We start from the raw sequence: 2,470 nt of genomic DNA, 5'->3' as shown, positions 1-2,470 counted from the left end.
AAGCTGTTAAATCAAGGCGAGTTAGTTATTAAGTGGCATCGAAAAATCAAAAACAAAGGTAGTAGCTACTATGTTGCAGCTTAAATGCCGATTAGCTTATCATCGCTTTCAGTTTTTAGGATGTACCTCATAGCTGCCGGAAGTGCTGTAAGGGGTAGGCTTTGGGACGACGTTTACGGACTCGTGGTTCATTCTGGAAAATAACTAATGATTCAAAAACTATTTTACCGCCTTCAAAACGGCTTCGACCACCGCCATTTGTGAGAGATAAAATTGCTTAATAGCCTATAAATATGTATTTTTAATCTCCGTCTTTTCTCACGTTTCAATTCGGATTAGTATATAACTTTTTTATCTCACTTACTACTTCATTTAGTTTTAGATAATTACTAGATATTAATACAATATTTACAACTTCTTAACCTATTTTTATAAAATTAAAGCTATATTGTAATCGCTAACTTTTACTGGATTTCTGAAACTTTAACAGAAATAATTGTAATTTTTTTTAAACGAATAAATAGTAACAAATGAAGAAGTATCAGTTTTTCAGGGCTATTCTACCTATTGCTGTACCAGCAGCAATATCTTTCACTCTGCTTAATTATCTACAAAAGCCATTAACTGCCCAAACCTCAAGTGTTCATCTAAGAATGGGTAATCCTAGTAATGCTGGGGCTAGTTACAGCAATCTTTTATTAAGCAAATCTCAGTACGCTGTTTCTTACAATTGCTACAGAGGGACATCTAATTGGGTCAGTTGGGAATTGAACACATCATGGCTAGGAAGCGCACCTCGCCAAGATGATTTTCGTGCAGATACTACATTACCTTCAAGCTGCTACCAAGTCAATTCTTCTGATTACACTGGTAGCGGTTTTGATAGGGGACACATGACTGCTTCAGCAGATAGGACAAATACAGTTACCAATAACTCTGCTACTTTTTTAATGACAAATATAATTCCTCAGTCACCTGATAATAATCAGGGGCCTTGGGCTGCACTAGAAACCTATTCTAGAGACTTAGTAAACCAGGGGAAAGAACTTTATATTATTTCTGGTTCTTATGGCACTGGTGGAACAGGTTCTAATGGAACAAAAAGCACAATTGCTAATGGTAACGTTACAGTTCCAACTAGAACATGGAAAGTTATTGTAGTATTAAATTCATTGAATTCAGATGCTAGTAGCGTCAATAATAACACAAGAGTAATTGCAGTGAATATGCCTAATTCGCAGGGAATTAGAAATAATAACTGGACAAACTACAGAGTTAGTGTTGATTCCATCGAAACAAACACTGGTTACAATTTGCTCTCTAATGTTTCTTCGTCTGTTCAATCTGTAATTGAGTCAAGAGTTGACAATTTGTAAGCAACTCATCTTACTTAAAACTTAAAGCCTGTCTGTAAATTATAGACAGGCTAATGGTTGACTAATTAGCTTTCTACAACTTTTGTTGAAATTCCATTTAAATTTTTATCTGGAGCTTTACCAACAATATAGATATCACTACTTACCATACATATGCGATAAGCATAAATATCAATCAGCTTATCTTTTAATGTTTTTGCAAGTGATTGATACTTTTATACATTTCATTTTTGTATTTTATCGTGCCATTCTTTATTGTTGAGCAAAGTTACGAAAAAATAATCTAGTTTTCCTTCTTGAACTGATGTTTTTGGGGAATGTACTGTTAACTTGAGAAGGTTTTTTGTTAAAGGTTCTTGCGCTTCTTTAGACCCCAAAAAAGCTTGTAAGTGCATCAATTAATGATCTTTTATTTGGTGGTGTTGGCAATGACGTTTATTTAGCCCATGTATAGGGAATTTTTTAAAGGAGCTTAGTCGTCTCCTTCAGTGTTAATGCGAGCAGGTGAAATTGCTTTAAGGAAGAGTTCAACGACGTTGATCTGGACAAGTTTGGTCAGCTGCTGGCATCTACGCTCGATTGGGTGGAATCGATAGGGTGACAAAGTTAGATTTGAAAATCCCTAATTACAAAACTTATTTGCCTAAATTGTTCTTAACTTTGGCATAATTTTGGCTTGATTAACTGAAAACTTAATTGTGCCTCGTTTCGGAAAATCCTTAAGTTTTTGAGTGTAGCTAAGTTGCTACGGCTTGTCTGTAATTTACTCTAATTGCTGGTATTTTTTGCTCTAGACCAATTATTACCTCTAGGAATAATTGTCATCAGTGGTTTTATCCAAATCGATAACCAAAACCTCTTACTGTCACAATATATTTTGGAAGGCTTGGGTCTAGTTCTAACTTTTTACGCAACCATCGGATATGAACATCTACTGTCTTAGTATCTCCGACAAAATCTTCTCCCCAAATTTTGTCTAGTATCTGTTGTCGTGTCCATACCCGCTGTGTATAACTCATAAACATTTCTAGTAAACGGAACTCTTTCGGAGCTAAATTCACCTGTTCACCCCGAAGCAGAACACAACACTCTTG

2 protein-coding genes are annotated in these 2,470 nt (G+C 35.3%); one reads left to right on the top strand and one right to left on the bottom strand.

All coding sequences use genetic code 11. From position 1 onward, the window contains the following. Nucleotides 1-530: 530 nt before the first annotated feature. Nucleotides 531-1,376 (top strand): DNA/RNA non-specific endonuclease, encoded by an 846-nt coding sequence (locus H6G26_RS40850; RefSeq protein WP_190737759.1) that lies wholly within the window; start codon nt 531-533, stop codon nt 1,374-1,376. 833 nt (nt 1,377-2,209) lie between these two features. On the opposite strand, the gene H6G26_RS40835 is transcribed toward H6G26_RS40850, so the two are convergent. Continuing rightward, nucleotides 2,210-2,470: helix-turn-helix domain-containing protein (locus H6G26_RS40835; protein WP_190737755.1), on the bottom strand; the 261-nt coding region annotated here is incomplete at its 5' end.

It is taken from the genome of Nostoc sp. FACHB-888 (assembly GCF_014696655.1).
Lineage (GTDB): Bacteria > Cyanobacteriota > Cyanobacteriia > Cyanobacteriales > Nostocaceae > Nostoc.
Note: the sequence above shows the minus strand (reverse complement) of the source record. Positions and strands in the feature narration are given on the sequence as shown.

Bases quoted from the DNA above. Each gene is read 5' to 3' on its own strand.
- H6G26_RS40850 (WP_190737759.1), top strand. From the start codon at position 531: ATGAAGAAGTATCAGTTTTTCAGGGCTATTCTACCTATTGCTGTACCA.